The organism is Salmonirosea aquatica (assembly GCF_009296315.1).
GTDB classification, from domain to species: Bacteria; Bacteroidota; Bacteroidia; order Cytophagales; family Spirosomataceae; genus Salmonirosea; species Salmonirosea aquatica.
Genome location: NZ_WHLY01000002.1, coordinates 1,964,910 through 1,989,502 on the forward strand (window position 1 = coordinate 1,964,910; position 24,593 = coordinate 1,989,502).

General features: G+C 50.5%; 22 protein-coding genes. 15 read left to right on the plus strand and 7 right to left on the minus strand.

Annotated features, from left to right (window positions below; genetic code table 11):
* Positions 1 to 109: 109 nt before the first annotated feature.
* Positions 110 to 1,699, minus strand: coding sequence for a phytoene desaturase family protein (locus tag GBK04_RS09245; RefSeq protein ID WP_152758876.1), 1,590 nt, complete (start codon positions 1,697 to 1,699; stop codon positions 110 to 112).
* Positions 1,700 to 1,722: 23 nt separating this feature from the next.
* Positions 1,723 to 2,172 (minus strand): (4Fe-4S)-binding protein, encoded by a 450-nt coding sequence (locus tag GBK04_RS09250; RefSeq protein WP_152758878.1) that lies wholly within the window; start codon positions 2,170 to 2,172, stop codon positions 1,723 to 1,725.
* Between the two features lie 253 nt (positions 2,173 to 2,425).
* Between GBK04_RS09250 and GBK04_RS09255 the strand changes: the two genes are divergently transcribed.
* The 8 genes from GBK04_RS09255 (at position 2,426) to GBK04_RS09290 (ending at position 9,415) form a co-directional block, all read left to right on the plus strand.
* Positions 2,426 to 4,285 (plus strand): glycoside hydrolase family 2 protein, encoded by a 1,860-nt coding sequence (locus GBK04_RS09255; RefSeq protein WP_152758880.1) that lies wholly within the window; start codon positions 2,426 to 2,428, stop codon positions 4,283 to 4,285.
* Between the two features lie 81 nt (positions 4,286 to 4,366).
* A complete protein-coding gene (locus GBK04_RS09260; RefSeq protein WP_152758882.1) occupies positions 4,367 to 4,819 on the plus strand; it encodes an excisionase family DNA-binding protein in 453 nt (150 codons plus the stop codon).
* On the plus strand, positions 4,819 to 5,382 hold the full coding sequence (locus GBK04_RS09265; RefSeq protein ID WP_152758884.1) for a PIN domain-containing protein: 564 nt from the start codon (positions 4,819 to 4,821) through the stop codon (positions 5,380 to 5,382). The genes GBK04_RS09260 and GBK04_RS09265 overlap by 1 nt, the downstream gene beginning before the upstream one ends.
* A gap of 347 nt (positions 5,383 to 5,729) precedes the next feature.
* On the plus strand, positions 5,730 to 6,488 hold the full coding sequence (locus GBK04_RS09270; RefSeq protein WP_152758886.1) for a hypothetical protein: 759 nt from the start codon (positions 5,730 to 5,732) through the stop codon (positions 6,486 to 6,488).
* Between the two features lie 140 nt (positions 6,489 to 6,628).
* Positions 6,629 to 7,096 carry a GNAT family N-acetyltransferase gene (locus GBK04_RS09275; RefSeq protein WP_152758888.1) on the plus strand — a complete coding sequence of 156 codons (468 nt, stop codon included), beginning with the start codon at positions 6,629 to 6,631 and terminating at the stop codon, positions 7,094 to 7,096.
* 134 nt (positions 7,097 to 7,230) lie between these two features.
* The gene (locus tag GBK04_RS09280) at positions 7,231 to 8,232 is read left to right on the plus strand and encodes a glycoside hydrolase family 43 protein (RefSeq protein ID WP_152758890.1); all 1,002 of its coding nucleotides are present in this window, start codon (positions 7,231 to 7,233) and stop codon (positions 8,230 to 8,232) included.
* A 225-nt stretch (positions 8,233 to 8,457) separates the two neighbouring features.
* On the plus strand, positions 8,458 to 8,955 hold the full coding sequence (locus tag GBK04_RS09285; protein ID WP_152758892.1) for an Xre family toxin-antitoxin system antitoxin: 498 nt from the start codon (positions 8,458 to 8,460) through the stop codon (positions 8,953 to 8,955).
* Position 8,956: 1 nt separating this feature from the next.
* Positions 8,957 to 9,415 (plus strand): RES family NAD+ phosphorylase, encoded by a 459-nt coding sequence (locus GBK04_RS09290; protein WP_152758894.1) that lies wholly within the window; start codon positions 8,957 to 8,959, stop codon positions 9,413 to 9,415.
* 19 nt (positions 9,416 to 9,434) lie between these two features.
* On the opposite strand, the gene GBK04_RS09295 is transcribed toward GBK04_RS09290, so the two are convergent.
* The 3 genes from GBK04_RS09295 to GBK04_RS09305 all read right to left on the minus strand — a co-directional run bounded on the left by GBK04_RS09295 (position 9,435) and on the right by GBK04_RS09305 (position 12,165).
* Positions 9,435 to 10,223, minus strand: coding sequence for an SDR family oxidoreductase (locus tag GBK04_RS09295; RefSeq protein WP_152758896.1), 789 nt, complete (start codon positions 10,221 to 10,223; stop codon positions 9,435 to 9,437).
* 118 nt (positions 10,224 to 10,341) lie between these two features.
* The gene (locus GBK04_RS09300; RefSeq protein WP_152758898.1) at positions 10,342 to 11,790 is read right to left on the minus strand and encodes a Gfo/Idh/MocA family protein; all 1,449 of its coding nucleotides are present in this window, start codon (positions 11,788 to 11,790) and stop codon (positions 10,342 to 10,344) included.
* 72 nt (positions 11,791 to 11,862) lie between these two features.
* Positions 11,863 to 12,165 (minus strand): SCP2 sterol-binding domain-containing protein, encoded by a 303-nt coding sequence (locus GBK04_RS09305; RefSeq protein WP_152758900.1) that lies wholly within the window; start codon positions 12,163 to 12,165, stop codon positions 11,863 to 11,865.
* Between the two features lie 184 nt (positions 12,166 to 12,349).
* On the opposite strand from GBK04_RS09305, the gene GBK04_RS09310 reads away from it, so the two are divergent.
* The 6 genes from GBK04_RS09310 to lolA1 all read left to right on the plus strand — a co-directional run bounded on the left by GBK04_RS09310 (position 12,350) and on the right by lolA1 (position 21,337).
* Positions 12,350 to 12,799 carry a hypothetical protein gene (locus GBK04_RS09310; protein WP_373330852.1) on the plus strand — a complete coding sequence of 150 codons (450 nt, stop codon included), beginning with the start codon at positions 12,350 to 12,352 and terminating at the stop codon, positions 12,797 to 12,799.
* Positions 12,800 to 13,016: 217 nt separating this feature from the next.
* The gene (locus tag GBK04_RS09315; RefSeq protein ID WP_152758902.1) at positions 13,017 to 15,128 is read left to right on the plus strand and encodes a peptidylprolyl isomerase; all 2,112 of its coding nucleotides are present in this window, start codon (positions 13,017 to 13,019) and stop codon (positions 15,126 to 15,128) included.
* A 221-nt stretch (positions 15,129 to 15,349) separates the two neighbouring features.
* Positions 15,350 to 16,678 carry a xylose isomerase gene (gene xylA, locus GBK04_RS09320; RefSeq protein ID WP_152758904.1) on the plus strand — a complete coding sequence of 443 codons (1,329 nt, stop codon included), beginning with the start codon at positions 15,350 to 15,352 and terminating at the stop codon, positions 16,676 to 16,678.
* Positions 16,679 to 16,843: 165 nt separating this feature from the next.
* On the plus strand, positions 16,844 to 17,881 hold the full coding sequence (locus GBK04_RS09325) for a quinone-dependent dihydroorotate dehydrogenase (protein WP_152758906.1): 1,038 nt from the start codon (positions 16,844 to 16,846) through the stop codon (positions 17,879 to 17,881).
* Between the two features lie 115 nt (positions 17,882 to 17,996).
* Positions 17,997 to 20,465 carry an FtsK/SpoIIIE family DNA translocase gene (locus GBK04_RS09330; protein WP_373330853.1) on the plus strand — a complete coding sequence of 823 codons (2,469 nt, stop codon included), beginning with the start codon at positions 17,997 to 17,999 and terminating at the stop codon, positions 20,463 to 20,465.
* Positions 20,466 to 20,692: 227 nt separating this feature from the next.
* Positions 20,693 to 21,337, plus strand: coding sequence for an outer membrane lipoprotein periplasmic chaperone LolA1 (lolA1, locus tag GBK04_RS09335; protein ID WP_505952486.1), 645 nt, complete (start codon positions 20,693 to 20,695; stop codon positions 21,335 to 21,337).
* A 74-nt stretch (positions 21,338 to 21,411) separates the two neighbouring features.
* On the opposite strand, the gene purQ is transcribed toward lolA1, so the two are convergent.
* Positions 21,412 to 22,098 (minus strand): phosphoribosylformylglycinamidine synthase subunit PurQ, encoded by a 687-nt coding sequence (gene purQ, locus GBK04_RS09340; RefSeq protein ID WP_152758910.1) that lies wholly within the window; start codon positions 22,096 to 22,098, stop codon positions 21,412 to 21,414.
* 170 nt (positions 22,099 to 22,268) lie between these two features.
* Between purQ and GBK04_RS09345 the strand changes: the two genes are divergently transcribed.
* Complete coding sequence (locus tag GBK04_RS09345) at positions 22,269 to 23,156, plus strand: mechanosensitive ion channel family protein (protein ID WP_152758912.1); 888 nt, start codon at positions 22,269 to 22,271, stop codon at positions 23,154 to 23,156.
* 115 nt (positions 23,157 to 23,271) lie between these two features.
* Here the strand turns inward: GBK04_RS09345 and ahcY are convergent, their stop codons facing one another.
* Positions 23,272 to 24,588 (minus strand): adenosylhomocysteinase, encoded by a 1,317-nt coding sequence (gene ahcY, locus GBK04_RS09350; RefSeq protein ID WP_152758914.1) that lies wholly within the window; start codon positions 24,586 to 24,588, stop codon positions 23,272 to 23,274.
* Positions 24,589 to 24,593 lie beyond the last annotated feature (5 nt).

Sequence of the window (24,593 nt, forward strand, 5' to 3'; positions counted from 1 at the left end):
CCTGGGGAGCCTTTTTTTGTGGGTAGAATTCATATGGGCAGACGCGGTTCCATTTTGACTACTACGAGCGCCCTGAAGTCGACATCAAGGCTGGGTGGTATCTTTCTCGTCACCCACCCCCTAGCACCACCCGCGCGGCGTTGCGGCCCGGAATGCCGCTTACGGCCCCACCCCGCTTCGCCGACGAGCCGCAGACCAGCACACGTTCCCAAGGCGTTTCTACCCCCCAGGCACCTACTTCGGATGCATCCTCGGCAAAAAACCACGACAGGGTATTATGAAAAATATTGCCCCGGGGCAGGTTTAGCTCCTGTTCCAGATCCCACGCGCTTTTGGCTTCCAGGCAAAGGGTACCCTGCGCGTCGCGGGCCAGGCAATCTTCCAGCGGCTCGGCCAGGTAAGCGTTGATTCCGCTCAGGAAACGTTTTATGACTTCCTGTTTGGCATTGATAGGATCGGCTATGAAAAGTTTGTAGGGCAAATCCAGGCCAAAATAGGTGAAGGTGTGGTAGCCTTTCTGTTGTAGTTCGGTGGAAAGAATCGTTGGATCGGTGAGGGTATGGCAGTACATTTCTCCGGCCAGTGTCTGGGGTACCTTTCCCGCCGCAGCCTGGGCAAAGGTACCCTCCATGTGCGTGTAGGACTGATCGATATGAAAGGTACCGGCAAAAGCATCTTCGGGCCGCACGTTGGGATCTTTCAAATCGGGTAGTTTTTTCAAAAGCATGTTGATTTTGAACGCTGTGCCTTCATCTTCCGATTTTGGAGATACAGGCTTTTCGCCCAGTAAACGGCACAGTTCAGTCGTACTGGCGTTCGACAAAATATACTCAGCTTCAACCTCGTACGCTTCGTCGCCAAGCCGAAAGGAAACCTGATGCTGCGGGCTACCTACCTGAATAGCATGAATATCGGCATTACACAGCAAGGTAGCACCGTGGCGTTCGGCGTTGGTTGCCAATTGCCGTGCCAAGGTACCCATGCCGCCTTCGGGTACCCGCCATTCGCCCGTTTTGTTGCCGATAATGTGGTAGATAAACGTACGATTCTGCAAAAGGCTTTTATCGTAGGCGCTGGTGTAGGCGCCGATCTTGGCGTCGGTCATCAGTACGCCGCGCAACACATCCGACTGGATGTGTCTCTCCAGAAAATGACCGATCGGCTTTTCCACAAAATCCTGCCACAATTGGCTTTGCCCGGCCTGTCGAAAACGTTTTTCAAAATCTGATTTGCTCCGCAGCGGTTGCAATAGTGAATCCCAGACCAATTCGGCAAAGGTACCTTGCTGACGCAGAACGCGCCGGTAACCCTGCCATTCCGATTCTCCGTAGCCCAAATCCAGCACGGATTGTCGCGAAGCCGGTTCGTCGGCATGGCTGATGAGTAGCCCGCGGTACTGATCCTGAGCTCGGTAAGGCGTATAAGAGGCGATGCGCCGGGGAAGAAGTTTGAGTTGCAAATCCAGTTCTTCGACAATCTGATCCGGAAAAAGACTAACCAGGTAGGAGTATTGCGACAGATGAGCTTCGTAGTCCGGAAAAACCCGTTTTGAGGCCGTAGCACCACCCAGCGTTTCGTTTTTTTCGAGCACCAGGACTTTCTTTCCAGCCCGAGCCAGATAGTTGGCCGCTACCAGGCCGTTGTGCCCGCCGCCGATGATTACCGTATGATACCGGCTAATCCTGGGTTGTATTGCCATACAGGGAAACGTTCCGGTGTTATTTATCCAATAAAGCCCGTTCGGCTGTGGCTGCCATCACAGTAAGGCTTACTCAGTGATTGTCCGCAACGGCAGAAAGCCGTCGTCCTGCTCTTTTTCTCCTCATTTCCCGAAGCATCCCTGACCGTAATATCGCCATAGAGTAGCAGGGGCCCGTTGGGTTTCACCTCCACCACCGTGGTGCTGGGCATTTCGGATTTCTGCTCATTTATAGCCCCTTCGGTGGTTTGCCCATTATCCATCCGGTAGCTCAATGCTCCCGAGGGACATCGGTCTACCTGACGGGCAATCGTCTCCGTGTCGGCTCCATCCATGTCGACCCACGGCCTTTTCTGAGGATTAAACACCGACGGAAGCCCTCGGAAACAGATCGCGGAATGAATGCATTTGTGTGGTTGCCAAACGACCGTGATTTCGCCGTTGTCGTAAGTCTTGGTAATTCTTTTTTCCATAGTTTGTGCGCGCCGGGTGCTGAGCTCCTTTGATTTGAATGGATTGAAGTACCCGATGAAGTTTTGATTTACATTAATCCAAAGCATTTGCTTACCGGGAAGATACTGATTTTGCCTTTGGTAACGCACAAAATCGGATTTCTCAACCTAACTTTCCCAATTTGTGGTTAAGATTGTACTCCTCCTCCTTTTATCAGGAGGGTGTCATGCATCCAGCTTTTCGTACCGATTCATCTAAATAACCTTAATCGAAATGAATAAAAAGACGCTTTCCATTTTTTACTTTCTGCTCATCGGAGTAGGAATTGTTCACGCCCAGACCACCAACTGGAAGCCCGTCGGGGATAAAATCAAAACTCAGTGGGCCGCCCAGGTCGATCCCGCCCATGCGCTGCCCGAGTACCCGCGCCCGCAGATGATCCGGCCGGGCTGGCAAAACCTGAACGGGCTTTGGGACTATGCCATTACGCCCAAGTCCACCGACGAAACGGTACCTACCTCCTTCGACGGGAGGATTCTGGTACCTTTTGCCGTGGAATCATCGCTTTCGGGCGTAGGTCGCACGGTGGGCAAGGATAGTATTCTGTGGTACCGTACGAACATTCCTTTTTCCTCGAAATTAAAAAATGAAAAAGCCCTGCTGCATTTCGGTGCCGTGGACTGGCAGTGCGATGTGTACGTCAATGGCCAGAAAGCCGGATCGCACCGAGGCGGCTACGATCCGTTTTCGTTCGACATCACACCCCTGTTGATAAAAGGCGACCAGCAGCAGATCGCCGTGCGCGTGTGGGACCCCAGCAGCGACGGCCCCCAGCCCCGCGGCAAGCAGATCACCAACCCACATGGTATTTGGTACACGCCCGTAACGGGAATCTGGCAAACCGTCTGGCTGGAAAAGGTACCCCTGAGCTACATTGAGTCGACCAAAAACACCCCCGATGTCGACCAGGGTACCTTGACGGTGTCGGCAGTAACGCAAAATGCCGAGGCCGGCGATATCCTGCGGATTCGCGCCTGGGATGGTACCCTGATGATGTCCGAAAAAGAGGTACCTGCCAACGAAGCCGCCGTCCTGCCCGTGCCAAACCCGCGTTTGTGGGCTCCCGGCAGTCCCAACCTTTACGACCTGACGGTAGCGCTGGTGCGCAAGAATAAGGTGGTCGATGAAGTAAAAAGCTACTTCGCCATGCGTAAAATCAGCCGCAAAGCCGACGCACAGGGCATTCAGCGGATGCTGGTCAATGACAAATTTCTGTTTCAATACGGCCCACTCGACCAGGGCTGGTGGCCCGACGGACTCTACACCGCGCCTACCGACTCGGCCATGTATTTTGATATTATCACCACCCGCGACATGGGCTTCAACATGATCCGTAAGCACGTGAAGGTAGAGCCTGCCCGCTGGTACTACCACTGCGACCGCCTGGGCATGCTCGTATGGCAGGATATGCCGAGCGGAGACATGGGCAACAAGTGGGAACCCCGGCCGGGCATCATGGGTGTGGGTACGGACAAAGACCGTACGTCGGAGTCGGAAAGCATTTACCGCCGCGAATGGAAGGCAATCATGGATGCCAACCACAACTTTCCGTCCATCGTGGTGTGGGTACCTTTCAACGAGGCCTGGGGGCAATTCAAGACCGAGGAAATCAGTCGCTGGACGGAAGACTACGACCCCAGCCGCCTGGTAAACAGCGCCAGCGGCGGCAATTTTCACGAGGTAGGTGATATCATCGACCTGCACAACTATCCCGCTCCCGCCATGCCCGCTCCCAAAATCTACGGCAAAGATCAAGTGATCGTGCTGGGTGAGTTCGGCGGGCTGGGCCTGCCCGTCATCGGCCATACCTGGCAGCAAAAAGACAACTGGGGCTACCAGACTTTCAAGGACAGCGACGCGCTCTTTGGACGTTACAAAGGTTTTATCGACGATCTGGTCGGACTGATCCGCCAGGGCTTGTCGGCAGCAGTATATACCCAAACCACCGACGTGGAAGTGGAAACCAACGGCCTGATGACCTACGACCGGGAAGTCATCAAGGTACCCATCAAGCAGTTGGATGCCGTGCATCAGAAATTATACAAGTCGTCTTTGGTGCAGATGGATAAGTAAGGTACTTTCTATTTCAAGACGTGATTCTCTAAATTTTGTTTCGTTTATTTCGTTTATTACTTTTATAAGAAAAACGATGATATGAATGCATTAGTCGGAAAACCGTCTCGCAAAGATCAGAATATAGCCCGCGAATCGCTCCATCGAATCCAGACAGCAACGCGCGTAGGTAAGTCAGGTTCGCTTGTTATCCAAATTCAGGAAGGTAGCAAAGCATTTGAGATAGTAATTCCGGACAAGGCTGTTGAATTGCTTGCCGCTATTTTGGCAAACATGGCCGAGGGTAAAGCGACTTCCGTCGTAACTACCGATGCCGAGCTCAGCACCCAGCAGGCTGCCGACCTGCTGGGTGTTTCCAGACCGCATGTAATCAAGATGCTGGAAAAAGGGATCATTCCGTTCAAGAAAGTCGGTAGCCACCGGAGGCTTTTGCTGGAAGACTTGCTAAAATATCAGGCAGATTTGAAGAAAAAACGGAACGAAAAACTAGAATTTTTGGCTCAACAGGCGCAGGAACTCGGCCTTGGTTACTGATGAATGACCTGCCTGTGGCTGTTCTGGACGCCTGTGTACTCTATCCCGCCCCGATTAGGGATCTACTACTCAATTTGGCTGATTTTGATTTATTTATTCCTAGATGGACTGATGAAATTCAAAAAGAGTGGACAAGAAATCTGTTGGCCAACCGTCCCGATTTATCCGAAACCCAGTTAAATCGGACGATCAAGGCCATGGATGAAGCTTTTCCTGAATCCAGCATTCAGGGATACGAGTCTTTGATCGATTCACTCAGCCTTCCTGACCCCAATGATCGACATGTAGTCGCAGCGGCTATTTACAGTAAGGCCGACGTAGTGGTCACTGCTAATCTGGCTGATTTCCCGAATAGTTTTATAAATCAGTTTGGCATCCAGATTCAGCATCCTGACTATTTTATTGCTAATCTGATTCACAGGCAGCCGGCAAAAGGAGTTGAAGCATTCAAACGCCAAGTGTCTTTTTTGAAAAACCCGCCTATGACTGAAGGCCAGATTCTAGAAATATTTTCAAGAATTGGACTTACAGCCGTTTCGGCCAAACTATCTGAAATGATTTGAAATTATCTAATACAGATTGAACTATCTGTTTCGGGTAAAGCTAAAAAACACATGATCTAACCCTTGTGAAAACCCTCCGCCTTACTGTCCTTATTTCCGATGTCTGTTTTGCCTCTATTCAGACTACTCCACCCATGGCGGGTATCTCTCAGATGAAAGACGTGCGCGCCCCGTATCGGACCCAGCAAGTACTTCCCGTAGTACCGTCAGCGAGAAAGTAGAGAAAAACTCGCTTGTGGTGTTGATTGGCTTTACAAAGGTGTAGATCGTAGTGTTTCCGGTAACGAGGTGAGGTTTTTACTTTCACAGTATAATCAGCTAAAAAATATGACATAACTTAGCTATCTTTGAAAGATAAGCGCAATTCTATGACCTATATTATTTCAACAATAACAGATAAAAGTATTTTGATGGCTTCTGATAGTCGCTTAAACTACCACCATCAGAAAATTAATAATGCAACAGGAGAAACTTATCAAATAATAACTCATACAGCAGATTGTATCCGTAAAACATTTATAGTTAATCCTTTTAATATTGGCGTCCAATTTATTGGGATTGGTTATTTTAATGATAGTGGTGAAGAATATCCTCTTTCACAATTTATTACACGGTTAGCAAATGGTATAAATAGTAGCGATATAATTACCAAAAAATTCAGACAAATATATTTAAATATAAAGAAGCTAACGCGGCTTAGGGACGCGGGTCAATATATAAACGGTGTAATGACGGGTTATGAAAACAGTATCCCTTATATTTCAACATTTAATACATTCATAGATGACTTCACTGTTAATGCATACGAGACGGGAACCTATGTTGAAAGTAAAAAATGTCAAGAGAACCGACCAAAAGATAGAGATGAAGCTATAAAATATCTTGTCGCAAAAATTTCACGAGTAAGTCAAGAAAGTCCACAGGACATTGGTGGACCTATTGAAATTCTTGAAATATTGCCTGATGGAACAAATTCTTGGGTACAAGAAAATTTAAATTTATTTAATGGCACTCGAACGGAATTACTGTACAAATTTCAGAATGAAATTCAATCAATTAGCGGAAAGATGTTAAATCCGCCTGTGATACAAAGATTAGAAATTTAAGTAATGCATCCCCTCGCAGCCGCTCGTCTCCCCAGTGGCAATCCACTCGGTGATGAATATTTCGTAGTCCTTCGGGTGGTCAGGCAGCTCCCCAGCCAAAATTATAAAATCCACATCCTTCGGTAGTGAAATAGAAATTAATGACGGATACCCTTACATTCAGAAAAGCGACAGAAAACGACTTGTCGCATATCATCAAAATGCTGGCGGACGATACCTTCGGCTCGACGAGAGAGCTATTGGAAGATGGCGTATCGGAGGTATATGTGAAAGCCTTTGAAAAAATAACCGCTGATGCCAACCAGGAACTAACCGTTGTGGAAATGAACGGCGAACTGGTCGCTACCTTCCACCTGACTTTTATTCAATACCTTACCCATCAGGGCGGGCTACGCGCCCAAATCGAAGCGGTGAGAACCCATTCCGGGCACCGTGGGCAAGGCATCGGTAAGCAGGTCTTTGACTACGCCATTAACCGGGCAAAAGCCAAGGGCTGTCGTATGATTCAGCTTACTTCGGACAAGCAACGACCCGACGCCATTCGGTTCTACGAGTCATTGGGATTCGAAGCAACCCACGAAGGCATGAAGCTGAAATTGGGTCTATGACTTTAAAAAAATAGCACCTTCAACTTGTGCAGTCAATGCTCGCTGCCTCCGACGAATTCTGGAAGCAGGTACGCTCATACGTAGAATCACCAGCCTGGCAGCTTTCCTATACGAATGCTTATTAAAAACATACTATGAAAAGGCTAGGATTGACGCTACTGGCTTGCCTGTTTTTTTCATGGGTACTCAAAGCCCAGAATGGCAGGGCACCCACGGTCAGAAAAGGGGTACCCCTGGATTCTATCGTGCTGAGTGATCCCTTCATCCTGGCCGATCAGAAAACCAATCTGTATTACATGACCGGTACCGGCGGCCTGCTGTGGAAGAGCAAAGACCTGAGGCTTTGGGATGGCCCCTACCCTGTAACCCAAACTGATCCGAATTCCTGGATGGGTCCCAGGCCGATGATTTGGGCAGCCGAGATCCACCCGTACCAGGGCAAGTACTACTACTTCGCTACTTTCACCAATCGCGACGTCAAGATTGATACCGTCAAGGGCAATGTGATCGAACGCCGGGCCTGCCACGTACTGGTAAGCGACCAGCCCGACGGCCCCTATGTACCCATGCAGGACCCTACCTACCTGCCCGCCAATATTCCTACGCTGGACGGTACGCTCTGGGTGGATAAAGATGGGAAGCCCTACCTGGTCTACTGCTACGAATGGCTACAGAACCTGAACGGGACCATCGAGAAAATTGAGCTGAAACCCGACCTGAGTGGTACCCTGGGCACCAGTAAGCTTATGTTCCGGGCCAGTGATTCTCCGTGGAGTCGTGAAAAAGACGAAGCGGGCAACGAAAAGCCGAACAAAGTAACGGACGGCCCCTACCTGTTCCTGACCGGCACAGGGCGGCTGGGTATGATCTGGACCAGCTGGATTTACGATGTGTACACGCAGGGAGTGGCGTATTCCGAAAGTGGTACCCTCGACGGCCCCTGGATTCAGGAGAAAGAGCCCATCACACCGCTTAATTTCGGCCACGGTATGTTGTTTCGTACCCTCGATGGTAAGCTACTAATGTCCATCCACAGCCACAAAAGCATCAACGGTCGCTACCGCCGCATCCCGCATCTGTTTGAAGCGGATTTATCAGGTGATAAATTGGTGGTGGGTAAGGCTTATATACCTTAATGAGGCGTAGGAACGGACATCTGGGTAGTGCAAAGCTGGCGATTCCAGTGCTTTACTATCTAGAAATGTAGAGAGGTTTCGTTCCTGAAAACATACCCGGACTGCTACGCCTCAGATACATTCGCCCAGTTCCAGCGATTTCTGATTGATGAATGCAGGATTTGCAAATTTTAGACATTTGTCCTATTTTTACAGACAGGTGTCCATAAAACAAAAGACAGGATCATGGCAAAATCAACCAGTAAAGCAAAACTTAACCAGGAACTCGCCTCCTTTTTGAGAAACCCCCGCATCAACGAAGTGTTTGCCGAACGTAAGAAAGATGTCAGCTACGATGAATTTCTCAGCAACAAAATGCTGATTATTGCCGCTATCCGGGCCGGGGTACCTTACTCTCTTTTCAGTTTGATTCAACAACAGGCACCCTTTTCTGAGGATGATTGGGCCGATTTCCTGGATATTTCAACCAAGTCCCTGCACCGCTACAAAACCTCGGACGACTTTTATTTTAAAGCCATCCATTCAGAAAAGATCATCGAAATGGCGGAAGTCACTCAGGTAGGAATGGATGTCTTTGGTAGCATGGATAAATTAAAACTATGGCTCCATACACCCAATTTTGCTCTGGGCAAGCTAAAACCCCTCGAACTATTGAAGGACTCCTATGGAAAAGAGCTGGTCATCAGCGAATTGACACGAATCAATCACGGTATCCTGGTCTAGGATGGAGTTGTACCGACTTGCGCGAGAAAAGTTCGCCAGCACGCTTTCGGGCAAGGGCGCTGCCCTGAAAGGCGCACGGTGGAATTCAATCGGAGTTGAGCTTATCTATACGGCCAGTAACAGATCGCTGGCTATGGCGGAAGTAGCGGTTCATTTTTCACTGGCAACGCTACCCGAGGACTACATGATGATAACCCTCTTTGTCCCGGATGCCCTTGCCATAAAGGAAGTTTCAGAGGTTGACTTGCCAACCAATTGGCGAGAATTCCCTCATCCTGTCTCCACTCAGAAATTTGGCGACGATTTTTTGGCAGAAAATAAATTCTGTCTTCTTAAAATCCCTTCCGCTGTTACAAAAGGTGATTTTAATATTCTGATCAATCCCAATCATCAGGATTTTGGCAGAATAAAGATTGTTGAAATCGAGAAATTCCCCTTTGACAAACGGATTTTTAAGTAAATCCATTTGCCTGGCTAGCCTACAAACTCCCCGTTTTCCCGCCATCTACCGGAATATTGATTCCGCTGATACTGCCCGCCGCGGGGCTGCACAGAAAAGCTACGGCGGCGGCTACCTCCTCGGCTTCGGCGAAGCGGCCTACCGGAATCTCAGACTGCATTTGCGCGGCAACGTCGTCGGGCGTTTTCTCCTGCGCGTCGGCCCGCGTATTCAGGATGGAATCCAGGCGGGCCGTGCGGGTGTAGCCTGGCAATACGTTGTTGACCGTAATACCGTACCGGCCCAGTTCCAGCGACATCGTTTTGGCCCAGTTGGCCACCGCCCCACGAATGGTGTTGGATACGCCCAACCCCACGATGGGTTGCTTCACAGAGGTACTTATCACGTTCACAATGCGCCCATAGCCCGCTTTTTTCATGGCGGGTACCACCGCCTGCGCCAGGAGTTGGTTATTGATCAGGTGCATCTGGAAAGTCTTGAGAAACTGATCCGGGTCGGCATCTATGATTGGACCGCCCGCCGGGCCACCTGTATTATTGACCAGAATATGTACGTCAGGCACTAGGCGCAGGTACTCTTCCACCGCTTTTTTGACACCGTCATTATCCACAAAATCGGCCACGACGAAACGGTGAATTTGTCCCAGCGAGGTATCCAGCGTATCCATCACTTCCTTGAGTTTTTCTTCATCGCGCGCCATGAGCGTCACATTCGCTCCCAGCATGGCCAATTCTTCGGCTGAGGCACGGCCAATGCCTTGCGTACTACCGCAGACAAGGGCGGTTTTTCCGGTTAAGTCGAGATTCATTTATTTGACAGTGGAAAGTTGAGAGTTGACAATGATTTTCTTTTACCTTCAAAACTAGTACAACTGCGTTGAACACCCGGATGTACTATTGGTGAGTTTGTAATATTCAGCCTCACCCTTACCACCCCTTCCGATACTCCCGCTTCACGAATTGGTTGGCGGGTTCAAAGTTGGTGATCTTCATATTTTTCCCATCCCAGATCAATTTTTGACGGCCCGGAAAAGTAAAACCGCCTCCGGCTTTGGGTTCGCGGTACTGAAACGATCGTACCGCCAGATTCCCCATCAGTACGGTTTCGGTCAGCGGACCCGACTGGTCGAAGGACGAGCTGGTGTAGGTTCCGTAGCCTTCCTTGCAGGCCTTGACCCACTGCTGCTGATGGCCATCGGTACCCCCGGCTACCAGCGGGCGGGTCGGATTAGGTAGGGGGGTACCTTTGAATTTTTCCTCGGGCCATACCCGGGGATTCGCTCCAAACAGTTCCGCGCTCACAATGCCCTTGGTACCTATAAATAGCATGCCACCGTCGATGTTGCCAAAGACGGTTTTGTAGTCGCAGCCCTCGGGCAGTTGCGGACGGATGCCGCCATCGTACCACGACAGGCTGAGTTCCTGGCCTCCCGCTTTTTGGGTCGGGAATTTGAGATGGATGGAGGAGGAAGGCGGGCATACATCGTCAAAGAAAGCTTCGTCAAAGAAATCGGCGTAGACCGACCCAACGCTACACTCGACCGAAGAGGGGTACCCTAGCTTCATAGTACGGAAAGGTACGTCGATGAAGTGGCAGCCCATGTCGCCCAGCGCACCCGTACCAAAATCCCAGTAGCCCCGCCACCGGAACGGCATGTAGGCTTCGTGGTAGGGCCTTACGGGAGCGGTACCCAGCCACAAGTCCCAGTTGACCCCGTCGGGTACCGGTTGCGAAATCCCCAAATCCTTGGGCGACTTCACGCCCTGCGGCCACACGGGGCGGTTGGTCCATACCTCCACGGTATGGACGTCGCCAATCAGGCCCGACTGCACGATGGCCTCCGTCTTGCGGGTACCTTCGCCGCTACTCCCCTGGTTTCCCATCTGGGTGACGACCTTATACTTTTTGGCGGCTTCGGTCAGTTGCCGGGCCTCCCAGATATCTTTCGTTAAAGGCTTTTCGCAGTACACGTGCTTGCCCAATTGCATAGCGGCCATCGCGATCGGATAGTGCATGTGGTCGGGCGTGGTTACGATCACCGCATCCAGGTTTTTGCCTTCCTTTTCCAGCATCTGCCGGTAGTCTTTGTAGTAAGGTGCTTTGGGAAATTGCGTACGGTAGGTCATGGCCTGCCGATCGTCCACGTCGCAGAGGGACACAATATTATCGGTACCACCGTTGTAGGCCTGTTTGATATTGACCAGCGCTTTCCCTCCGCAGCCGACGGCCCCGATGTTGAGTTTGTCGCTGGGTGCTAGGTAACCTTTGCCCAACACGTGCCGGGGTACGATCATAAAGCCCGCCGCGGCGGTAACGCCACTCACCATAAACTGCCGGCGCGTGGTTGAAGCAGGAATTTCATTTTTCAGTTTCATAGATCCAGGGTTTAGGGATAGGGATAGATGGCCAGGGGTACCTCTGCCGGATAAAGAGCAGAAACACGGAAGCTACTGTTTGCCGAAGACCTGCGCTATTTTCATAGCTACACCCATGTCGCCCTTCACTTTCAGTTTGCCCATCATGAAGGCCGTCATCGGGTTCAGGTCACCATCCAGCATTTTGAGGGCGTTCTTCGTTGAAATTTCCAGGGTACATTCCGCGTCATTATCTTCATTCGTCACGAGGTTGGGTACCTGGGTTGTGTCAATAAACACTGGGCCTTCATCAGTAGCGAATTTCACTTTGGCATTCATCTCGTTATCGGTACCTACCACGGTGCGGATTCGTTCGGTCAGGATTTCTAAACTCATGGGGATGGGGTTTCGGTTAAGAGAGAAAATGGTTTTTCTTCTGCCTGTAAAAGTATCGGGCCCCGGATAAAAAACAAATGGTTTTGGTGTTTTCATCGAAAACCGCAACTTTTGCCCGCTTTTACCAGTCTGCTTTTATACGATGCCTGAAACCACCGCCCCATACCAACGCCCGCGACTGCTTGTGTTTCTTTGCCTTTTGACCTTCCTGAGCAGTGTATCGGGACTTTGGACGCAATCCGACCGCCTGTGGAATCCGGGTGTAGCGATCGATCAAATCCAACAGTACTTTGGAGAACTACAGGAGAGTATGGAAGCCCAGTCCAACGAGGCGAATGCCAAATTTATGGACGATCTGTTCGATTCGGTGCAAACACAGATGACCGCCGATGTCATTCGGATTAGCGCCATCATCATGCTCATCTACGAATCGCTCACCCTGTTTGGGGCCTATCTCATGTGGGGACTGCAGAAGCGGGGCTTTTACTACTATGTGGCCGGAGTAGGCATCGCTATTGTTGCATCGCTGTTGCTCATCGGCGGCTGGCTAGGTTTCATGACGATGCTGGGTGAGGCTTTCTTCAGTATAATTTTCATTTTCCTCTATCGTTCTCAGTTGAAGTACATGGTTTAAGCGGGTGCTTTTTTGCCGTACTTTGGAGGGTACTTCCACAAAATCAACAATTTAACTTTTAATCGACAATGTGCAAGGCTGTCGAACAAGTGCCAATAGACTAGCAGTCAAACCGATAGCCTACCTCATCATTCATTATTCATCATTCATCCTTCCTAAGTTCTTGGATACTACCGAGAAAAGATTTTATTTTGCGGGTCAAATTTGAAAAAGAGCAATGTCAGTAATTAACAACATCAGAAAACATTCCGGTTGGGCCGTGGGGTTCATCGGCATTAGTATCACCCTGTTTGTATTGGGCGACCTTTTCGGTAACAATACCTTATTCGGCGGTGGCAACAACCAAACGCTGGGCGAAATTGACGGCAAGGAAATCAATATCCAGGACTTTCAGAGTCGGCTGGACGTGATGCGCCAGAACTATGAGGCCCAAACCGGGCGGGCCGCAGGCGAGCAAGAAATGACCGCCCTGCGCGAGCAAGCCTGGAATCAGTTGGTGATTGATATTGCCTATAGAAAGCAGTATGACAAGTTGGGCCTGACCGTAACTGACGAGGAAATGGTGGACATGGTACAGGGCAACAACATTAGCCCGGCCATTCAGCAGGCTTTTGCCAATCCTACCACGGGCGCTTTTGACAAGAGTGCCGTAATCAACTACCTCAAAAATTTGAACACCTTGCCCGTAGCACAGCAACAGGCCTGGGCTGATTTTGAGAAGAATCTACGCGCTGACCGCCTGCGGCAGAAGTACGAGAACCTGATCCGGCTTTCTTCCTACGTGACCAAAGCCGAATCGGAACGGGAGTACATGGCGCAGAATACCAAAGCTTCGCTACGGTACTTGTACGTACCTTTCTACTCGGTACCGGACACCACGGTCAAGGTATCCGATTCGCAGCTGGAATCTTACCTCAGCGATCACCGTGACGAATACAAGGGGGTAGACACCCGTACCATTCAATACGTGACGTTTCCGGTTTTACCGGGTAAAGACGACAGCACCGCCCTTTCCACCGAAATCAAAACTTTGGCGCGTGGCCTTGCTTCGGCTGCCAACGATTCGGCTTATGCCCGCATGAATTCGGATATTGCCCTACCGATGGATATGTCCTACGCCAGCATGTCGGATCAATTGAAGGAAGCAGTAAAGACTTTTATCCCGGGTGGCATATACGGTCCTTATCGCGAAGGCGACACTTACTTTATCTATAAGTACGGCGGTACTAAGAAAGACACGGTGTCTACCGCCCGCGCCAGCCATATTTTGATTAGTCCTGCCAATCCTTCCGATTCGGCCAAGGCCGCTGCCCGCCAGCGGGCTGAAGCGATCCTGAATCAGATTCGGGGCGGAGCCAGTTTTGAAGCTCTGGCCGCTACCAACAGTACCGATACGCAGTCAGCCCAGCGTGGGGGAGATTTGGGCTACTTCCAGAATAACGGTTCTATGGTAAAGCCCTTCGAAGATGCCGTATTTTCGATGAGCAGTGCTGGTTTGGTAAACCGGGTGGTGGAAAGCCAGTTCGGTTTTCACATCATCAAAGTGACCGATCCTAAGTCCAATACGCTCTACCGCATGGCGGCCATTGCCAAGACGATCGCTCCGAGCCAGAGCACACGCGACGAGGCATACCGCAAAGCCGATCAGTTTGCCGCTTCGGTCGATTCCAAAGCCGAATTTGACGAAGCTGTCAAGAATGACAAGTCGCTTGTGGTAGCTACTGCCAACCGGATACCCGAATCTTCTTCCACCGTGAACGCCATTCAGAATGCCCGTGAGATTGTGCGCTGGGCATTTGACGACAAAACCGGGATGAACAAGGCTTCTAAAGTGTTTGAAACCGATGAGCAGTATGTAGTGGCGGTGCTGATTGGAAAAACGGAAAAAGACGAAGTGAAAGTAGACGATTTCCGGGACGAGCTGACCGCCAAAGTCCGCAACAAGTTGAAAGCCGAGCAAATCATGGCTAAGTTGGGAGCGGTCGGTGATCTGGACGCCATGGCCAAAAAATATGGGGCGGGTGCTTTGGTAGAAACAACCAATGACGTCACGCTGGCCACAGGCTTACTGAGTTCGGCGGGTTTTGATCCGCTGGCCCTGGGCGAAGGCTTTGGCTTGAAAAAAGGCCAGAAATCGAAAGTATTTGCCGGAGAGAATGGAGTATTTGTGATGGAGCTGGTCGACAAGACCGAAGCTCCAAAGATTGCGGATTATACGCCCTACAAATCGCAGCTACAGCAAGCCATCGAAAGCAGAGCCGCTTTCCTGCTTAATGAAGCGATTCGTGACAATGCCAACATTGTAGACCGGCGGGCGAAGTTTTTTTAGTAGATTGAATTAATTGAATACTTTCTCCTGGAAAGGCCGAGGCTGATAAAGTCCCGGCCTTTTTTATAATATAAAGGGTAGATTCATTTAAATTGTCATTTTTACACTTATCAAAGTTTTGATACCTTTGCAGCAAAATAGCCGGGCCAGTCGTCGTGCGGTCGCTAGATTGCAGCAGCTGTGTGATCACTCATTATTCATCATTCATTACTCATTTATCTATGGACATTTTATTAGGTGACCGGGAGTACTTCAAAGGAGTAGGCAAAATTGCGTACGAAGGCCCCGAAACGGACAATCCCCTGGCGTTCCGCTGGTACGACGAAAACCGTACCGTGGGTGGCAAGACTATGAAGGAACATTTGCGGTTCGCCGTGGCATACTGGCATACCTTCTGCGGGGCGGGTCTGGATCCCTTCGGTGGTCCCACGCAGTTTTACCCCTGGGACGAAAAGAGCGATCCCGTTGCCCGTGCCCTGGATAAAGCCGATGCTGCTTTTGAATTTATTACCAAAATTGGCGCACCCTACTATTGCTTTCATGATCTGGACGTGGTGGATTATGCCGATGATGTAAAGACCAACGAAGCCCGCCTACAGAAACTTACAGGGTACCTTGGAGAAAAACAGCAGGAAAGCGGAGTAAAACTACTTTGGGGCACAGCCAATCTATTCAGCCACCACCGTTACATGAACGGTGCCTCCACCAATCCTGATTTCGAGGTACTGACCCACGCGGGTGCACAGGTCAAGATGGCGCTGGATGCGACTATCGCTTTGGGCGGCGAGAATTACGTGTTCTGGGGAGGCCGCGAAGGCTACATGACTCTGCTGAATACGGACATGAAGCGCGAGCAGGAGCATTTTGCCCAAATGCTCAAACTAGCTGTGGCTTACGCCCGCAACAAGGGTTTTAAAGGGAAATTTTTCATCGAGCCCAAGCCCTGCGAGCCTACCAAGCATCAGTACGACTACGACGCCGCCACCGTAATAGGTTTCCTGCGCCAGTACGATTTGCTGGACGATTTCTCGCTGAATCTGGAAGTAAACCACGCTACCCTGGCGGGGCATACGTTTCAGCACGAACTACAGGTAGCTGCCGACGCGGGGCTGCTGGGATCTATCGACGCCAATCGGGGTGACTACCAGAACGGCTGGGATACCGACCAGTTTCCTAACGACCTCATGGAATGGACCCAGGCCATGCTGGTGATTCTGGACGCGGGCGGACTGGCCGGTGGCGGCATAAACTTCGATGCCAAGCGCCGTCGTAACTCCACCGACGTAGAGGACATTTTTCACGCTCATATCGGGGGCATGGATACGGTAGCCCGGGCACTGCTGGTGGCTGATAAGATCATCCAAAACGGTGAGTACCACGCGATACGCAAAAATCGTTACGCCAGTTTCGATAGTGGAAAAGGCAAGGAGTTTGAAAGTGGAAACCTGTCCCTGGAAGATCTCTTTACCTTAGCCGCCGAAAAAGGCGAGCCCGCCACGATTTCGGGTCGGCAGGAATACCTGGAGAATCTGATCAACCGGTTTATCTAGGCTTCCAACAAAAATAACGCCTCCGGATTCTTTAACGAAAGACTCGAAAAGGAGCAAGCTAAGGGGTACCTGTCTATGCGGGTACCCCTTACGTGTTTTTAGGATTAGAAAAATAAAAATCATTTTCCTACCCTCCCCTTATTCTGAACCTTCTATTTTTGTGCTATGTACAAACGCCTACTCCTACCCCTCTTATTTTTTTTTGATGCCGAGCAGGTACATCACCTGGTTTGTGACCTGTTACGGTTTGCCTATCGGCTTCCGTTTGTACCCGATTTACTGAAAAAAATGTATGTTTTCGAGCATCCATCGCTGGTTCGTGAGGTAGCGGGTTTGCGATTTAAAAATCCCGTAGGACTGGCGGCGGGTTTTGACAAGAATGCCGAACTGGTGGACGAACTGGCCGCCCTTGGCTTTGGTTTTGTCGAGATCGGCACGGTCACCCCCCGACCGCAGCCCGGCAATGATCGTCCCCGTCTATTCCGGTTGAAAACCGACCGAGGGCTTATAAACCGCATGGGCTTTAATAATAAGGGCGCGAACGTAGCAGCGGCCAAACTCCGGAGCCGCAAGTCGGACATACTGGTGGGAGGAAACATCGGCAAGAACAAAGACACTCCCAATGAAAACGCCCTCGATGACTACGTACGTTGCTTTCATGATCTCTACGAGGTGGTGGATTATTTCGTAGTTAACGTCAGTTCGCCCAACACCCCGGGGTTGCGCGATTTACAGGAAAAGGAGCCCCTCACGCACTTACTACGGGAAATGCAGAAACTGAATGGCTACAAACCACAGCCTAAGCCCATATTCCTGAAAATTGCCCCCGACCTGAACCTGGGCCAGATTGACGATATCATTGATATTGTCAAGGAAACCGGCATCGCGGGTGTCATTGCCACCAATACCACCATTACCCGGAAGGCCCTGGCCACTTCTCCCGCCGAACTGGAGAAAATAGGGGCGGGCGGACTGAGTGGCGAACCTTTGCGGTACCGCTCAACGGAAGTAATTCGTTATCTTTGCGAGAAGTCGGGCAATGCATTTCCAGTTCTCGGTGTGGGAGGAATTGCTTCTCCGGCCGATGCCCGTGAGAAGCTGAATGCTGGTGCGGCCCTGCTGCAGATTTATACGGGCTTCGTTTATCAAGGACCCGGACTGGCAAGTCGGATTTGCAAAGCACTGGTAGCAAATAAGGCTTAAGCAGAAAAATACCCTATCTTAAGAGCGAGAATGTGTGGGGAAGCAAGTAATCAATCATGCGCTCCCAGACAGTAGCCGGACACACACATAATTTATGCCATCAAGTAGCGTCAATATGACTGACAAACCCCGTCGGGGCAATACTTACCGGACCCCAAAAAAAGAGGAGAGCTCCCCCAAATCCCAGCAACTTTCCTTCGATTGGGCGGCCGCAGCTTCCAGCCCCAAAAACAAGCTTGCGGTGGGTGTGTTGCTTGTGCTGGTGAGCCTGCTGCTGGAAGCGGCCTTTCTTTCCTACATTTTTACCGGCTCAGCCGATCAAAGCGAGGTGAATGCGCTGGGCTACGAGCCAATCCGCGATTATGGTGCCAATACCCGTAATATTCTGGGTGCCTTCGGAGCCTTTGTTTCCCAGGTATTCGTATACCGGTGGTTTGGAATTGCTTCGCTGGCCATCCCTTTGGTGCCCTTTTTGGCGGGTTGGCGGCTGATATTCGGCTTTGATTTACTACATCTGAACCGCACTACCAAGGAAGTTATTTTCTTCACGCTCTGGATCAGTACCCTGATGGGGTATGTTGTAATGATGAGCAGCTCTACCCCCACCCTCAGTTTCCTGTCTGGTGGCTTTGGGTACAACGTCAACGATATTTTGAGGAACCTGATCGGCTACGGAAGTATCATCGTCATCCTTATTCCCCTATTCTTTTTTGTCGTCTATTTCTACGACATTGATCCCGTACAGCAATGGCAGGCCCGGGCTGATCGGCGCGTGCGTACCGCCGAAACCCAACCCTATCCAACCCCGGAAATCCGGGAAGAGGTACCTGTGGTAGCGCCCCGCCACTCGTCGCCTATGGGGGGTACGTATGACGATCCGGTGGAGGAAGAACTGGAGCCCGTGGTGGAAGAGGAGGATGACTCTGAGCCATACGACACGCTTCCTGAGGTACCCCCCGCTCCGGAACTTAGACTGGAACTGGTAGTAGATGAGTCCCCTCCCTCGGAGGTACCCCTTGAAGAAGAGACCGATTCCGATGATGTGAGTGAAGAGGTACTACGGAATTTTGGTCAGTATGATCCCACGCTCGACCTGCCTTCCTATCAGTTTCCGACTCTGGACATTCTGAACGAGATCAACGAAAGCGCGCAGGAGAAAGTCTCGCACGACGAACTGGAAAGCAACAAGGAGCGCATTGTTGAAACCCTGGCAAGCTACGGTATCAATATTTCCAAGATCAAGGCCACCATTGGTCCTACCGTGACACTGTACGAGATTATCCCCGAAGCGGGTGTACGGATTTCCAAAATCCAGAATCTTGAAAAGGACATTGCGCTGAGCCTGGCCGCACTGGGCATTCGTATCATTGCCCCCATGCCAGGCCGTGGCACGATCGGTATCGAGGTACCAAATAAGAATAGAGAAACCGTTTTTATCCGCTCCGTACTGGGTAGCGAACGTTTCCAGAAGTCCAATTACGATCTGCCGGTGGTTTTGGGCAAGACGGTATCCAACGAAATTTACATTGCCGACCTCGCCAAAATGCCCCACTTGCTCATGGCGGGAGCGACGGGTCAGGGAAAATCCGTGGGCCTGAACGTGATCCTGGCCTCACTGATATACAAGAAGCACCCGGCGCAGTTGAAATTCGTACTGGTAGATCCTAAAAAGGTGGAACTCACGCTGTTTAACAAACTGGAACGCCATTATCTGGCGAAACTTCCCAACAGCGAAGAGGCAATCATCACCGACACTAAGAAGGTAATCCATACGCTCAATTCGCTGTGCATCGAAATGGACAGCCGGTACGATTTACTGAAAGAAGCCACGGCCCGCAACCTGAAAGAATACAACGCCAAGTTCATTCAGCGCAAACTCAATCCTGAAAAGGGACACCATTTTCTGCCTTATATCGTGCTGGTCATCGATGAGTTAGCCGACCTGATGATGACGGCGGGTAAAGAAGTCGAAACCCCCATCGCGCGGCTGGCCCAGTTAGCCCGGGCAGTAGGCATCCACCTGGTACTGGCTACACAACGTCCTTCGGTAAAAGTCATAACGGGTTTGATCAAAGCCAATTTTCCCGCCCGGTTGTCGTTCCGGGTTACGTCGAGCATCGACTCACGTACTATTCTGGATACGGGCGGTGCCGAACAACTGGTGGGGCAGGGCGACATGCTGCTGGCCATTAATTCGGAAATTGTGCGGTTACAGTGCCCCTACATCGACACCCGCGAGATCGAGGATGTCTGTGACTTCATTGGCAGTCAACGGGGCTATTCCGATGCTTACGCCCTACCCGAGTACGAAGGCGAAGATGGCGGCGACAGCAAAGGCGACCTCGACACCGAGGATTTCGACGCGCTCCTGTCCGATGCCGCCCGGCTGGTGGTGGCGCACCAACAGGGAAGTACCTCGCTCATTCAGCGCAAAATGAAACTGGGCTACAACCGCGCCGGCCGCATCATGGATCAGCTGGAAGTCTCGGGCGTAGTGGGGCCTTTTACGGGTAGTAAGGCCCGCGATGTACTTTTTCATGATCTGGAAAGTCTGGAACAGCATTTGAGAGGTATAGGCGTGTAGGTACCTTGGCAACACATCGCCAGTGTAGCCCAAATTGGTATATCCGCATTTGCACGGATTCGGTATTCCAACTAGAAAAACTACGGCCCGCTGGCTACCTGCGCTTTTCTTTTTCCTGCTTCGCATTAAACTTTCCCGCAAGGTACCCCTCTAAATTCCGGCATTGTTTTAGTACTGGACATGCTATATCCTCCGCAATCAGCGAAAAACATACTTTTAAATTGATCATGAAAAACCCCATAAAAAAATTAACAGCAACAATAACCGCCCTCATTCTGTATATGAGCATTCCCGTTTTGGCACAAACGGATAAGGCAGCGGCTATCCTGGATGCGATGAGCGCAAAATACAAAGACATGAAAACCTACCAGGCCGACTTCACCTACTCATCCGAAGGTGGCCGCGATTTGAAAGGCGAAGCGACGGTCAAAGGAGATAAGTTCCGGCTCAAAATGGCCGGGCAAGAAATCTTCAACGATGGCAAAACAATGGCTACCTACGTGAAGGAAACCAACGAAGTGAACTTACAGGACTACGATCCCGCCGAACTGGGCGATCTGAACCCCACTCAGATTTTTACGGCCTACAAGAAAAATTATAAGTCGAAGTTCCTGAAGGAAAGTAAGGAAGGCACACAGACTTACGAAACCGTGGAACTGGCCCCTACTTCCAGCTACGCCAAGATCGCCAAGGTACAAATCAAAGTGAATAAGCAGGATAAATCTATTAAAAGCTGGCGCATTCTGATGAGCAATGGCCAGCAGGTGACTTACACGATCAATAGTTTCCAGCCCAATGTGAACGTCGCCGATAGCTATTTTGCCTTTAATGCCAAGCAGTACCCTGGTGTGGAAGTAGTCGATTTGCGATAAGGGTACCTTATTAAAAAGGGGCTGCTTCTCACGTGAGAAGCAGCCCCTTTTTAATATCGCTGACTTTATAAAGTCTAAGCCGTCACCGCCAGGATTTGCTCCAGAATAAAGCGCCCGTCAGCATTACCCAACGCTTCGTCCGAGGCGCGCTCGGGATGTGGCATCATACCGAAAACATTGAAGTTCTTATTGGTGATTCCGGCAATATTGTCCAGACTTCCGTTGGGATTAGCCTCTTCGGTAATGTTTCCGGCAGCATCACAGTAGCGGAAAAGTACCTGCTCGTTATCGTTCAGTTTTTTCAGTCCGTCTTCATCGGTAAAGTACCGTCCATCGCCATGGGCGATCGGTATGGTATAGGCGCGGGGTTCCAGGTCGGCGGTCAGCAGCGCTGTTTTGCTTTGTGGCAACAGGTGAATATTCTTGCACACATACTTTTGCGACAAGTTACGAAGAAGTACCCCCGGCAGCAGGCCAGCCTCTACCAGAATCTGAAAACCATTGCAAATCCCCATCACATAGCCTCCCCGGTCAGCATGAGCAATCACCTCGTTCATGATGGGCGAAAAACGTGCGATGGCTCCCGTCCGCAGGTAGTCACCGTACGAAAAGCCACCCGGCAGCAGGATAAAATCACAACCCTGCAGGTCGTGGTCTTTGTGCCACAGCTTGACGACCCGCTGCCCCAAATTATGTTGCAGGGCAAACACCGTATCGTCATCACAATTGGAACCAGGAAAAACAACTACACCGAATTTCATAGTATATAAATAGGATAAATAAGAGCGCTTATGGCCTCAAAGGTACAATTTTAGCGCTATGGTTTGCACATTACCAAGCAAAGATTCCCTACCCGGGGAACGATAAATGCTGGGTACCGTTAAATATAAGGTAGATCGAACTATCTTGGAAATAAACCTTTGAATTTTTTATGCTTATTCAGATCACAGATTACGTAACTCTCATAAGTGATAAACTCACTGCATGGTACAAATTGGGCGTTGAACATATCCCCAATATAATTCTGGCGATTCTGATCATTTTTTTGTTTAGTTTTCTTTCCCGTTTTGCCCGCAGACTGGTCGCCCGCATTATGGGTAAGATATCACATAATGTCGCCTTGGGATCACTGGTTTCTACCCTCACGCGCATTGTGATTATATCCATTGGACTGTTCTGCGCATTGAGTGTGCTGGGATTGGATAAGACCGTGACTTCGCTCCTGGCGGGTGCCGGTGTGGTGGCTCTGGCGATTGGTTTTGCGTTTCAGGATCTGACTGCCAATTTTATTTCGGGTACCTTCATAACCTTACAACGGCCGATTCAGGTAGGCGATGTGGTAGAAACCAATGGTTTTTTTGGCAAGGTGCAATCCATCAATTTGCGCTCAATCATTATCAATAATTTTTCGGGACAGGAAATCGAGATTCCCAGCAAGGATATATTTCAGAATCCTATCACGAATTTTTCCAAGTCCGGCGAGCGCCGGATGCAAATCAATTGTGGCATTTCTTACAGCGATAATTTGGAAGAAGTGCAGCAGTTAGCGATCAAGGCGGTTGAAGCTCTCGACTTCGTGCGGGATGATAAACCCGTAGAATTGCACTTCACCGAATTTGGCGATAGTAGCATCAATTTCCTGATGTGGTTCTGGATCAAACAGGAAATAGCCGGGCCTCCGTTGGCCAAGAGCGAAGCCATCAAAGCCATCAAGCGCACCTTCGATCAGCACGATATTTCCATTCCGTTCCCGATCCGAACGCTGGAATTTGTGAATAGCGAAAGAAACGAGGAGCTCTCGATGCTGAAAGGCCGGTAGAATTGCGTCCATGGGTTGAACAAGAAACAGCCCGGTCCGGAAAATTTCCGGACCGGGCTGTTTCTTTATTTGAAGAGTCAAAACTTCAATTTTTAATCCTCCAACATTAAACGTATCAATAGCGATACGTTTCCGGCTTGAACGGCCCTTCGTAGGTTACGCCGATATACTCAGCCTGATCGGGATCCAGGCGATCAAGTTTAGCACCTACGTGCTCGAGGTGCAGCTTGGCTACTTTCTCGTCGAGTACCTTAGGCAGCACGTACACTTTCTTCTCGTAGTTTTCGGAATTGTTCCACAATTCGATCTGCGCCAGTGTCTGGTTCGAGAACGAGCAGGACATTACAAATGAAGGGTGGCCCATCGCGCAGCCCAGATTCACCAGACGGCCTTCGGCCAGCACGATGATATCCTTGCCGTCGACGGTATACATATCCACCTGCGGCTTGATCTGCGACTTGGTGCTACCATAATTCTTGTTCAGCCACGCCATATCGATTTCGTTGTCGAAGTGGCCAATATTACACACAATCGCCTTGTCGCGCATTTTCTTAAAGTGACGTTCCGTAATAATACGCAGGTTACCGGTGGCCGTCACAAAGATATTGGCACGCTCGGCGGCCTCATCCATAGTCACCACTTCAAAGCCATCCATTGCGGCTTGCAAGGCACAAATAGGATCGATCTCGGTCACCATTACCCGGCAGCCCGCGCCACGTAGTGACTCGGCAGAGCCTTTTCCTACATCACCGTATCCGGCAACGACAGCTACTTTGCCAGCCAGCATGAGGTCGGTAGCGCGACGGATAGCGTCTACCAGAGACTCCCGGCAACCATACTTATTGTCAAACTTAGACTTCGTTACAGAATCGTTGACATTGATGGCAGGCAGATGCAGGGTACCTTTCTTCATGCGTTCGTACAAGCGGTGAACACCGGTTGTGGTTTCTTCCGAAAGACCTTTGATGCCGGGAAGTAATTCGGGATACTCATCGAATACCATGTTGGTCAGGTCGCCACCATCGTCCAGGATCATATTCAAAGGCGCCTGCTCTTCACCGAAAAACAACGTCTGCTCGATGCACCAGTTGAATTCTTCTTCGTTCATACCTTTCCAGGCATACACGGGAATGCCCGTAGCTGCAATAGCCGCCGCGGCGTGGTCCTGTGTAGAGAAAATATTGCACGACGACCAGGTCACGTCAGCACCCAGGGCAGTCAGCGTTTCGATCAATACGGCGGTCTGGATGGTCATGTGCAGGCAGCCCGCAATGCGCGCACCTTTCAGCGGCTGCGCGGGGCCATACTCTTCCCGGATTTTCATCAGTCCGGGCATTTCGGCCTCGGCCAGCGTAATTTCCTTCCGGCCCCAATCGGCCAGGTTGATGTCCTTTACTTTGTACGGTACGTACGTTTGGGTCGTCGATGACATAGTGT